General features: G+C 41.9%; 1 protein-coding gene. It reads right to left on the bottom strand.

Translation table 11 applies throughout. The features are described 5' to 3' along the window. The coding region (locus tag GJQ66_RS15045; protein ID WP_230379688.1) for a hypothetical protein at window positions 1-228 on the bottom strand (228 nt) is incomplete at its 3' end. Window positions 229-241 lie beyond the last annotated feature (13 nt).

The raw sequence follows: 241 nt of genomic DNA, 5'->3' as shown, positions 1-241 counted from the left end.
CATCGGTTGCAACTCAATCAGCTCAGGTTCTGGCATAGAAATAGGTGCTAAATCATTAACTGATTTATTTGAAATCTGCTCTGAAACTTGGTGTATCACCCGAAATTTACGTCGAATAGCGAAATGCATCAACAACCACTGAACACACCAGACTAAAAACAACATACCGCTGAAAACTAGGATGCTTTGCCAAAAGGCATGGAAACGTTCGGACATCGACTGGGTCACTTGAACCTGCAAA

Origin of the sequence: Microbacterium sp. ZXX196, assembly GCF_009709595.1 — a bacterium.
Taxonomy (GTDB): Bacteria; Actinomycetota; Actinomycetes; order Actinomycetales; family Microbacteriaceae; genus Microbacterium; species Microbacterium excoecariae.
This window is presented reverse-complemented; position numbering and strand designations above follow the sequence as displayed.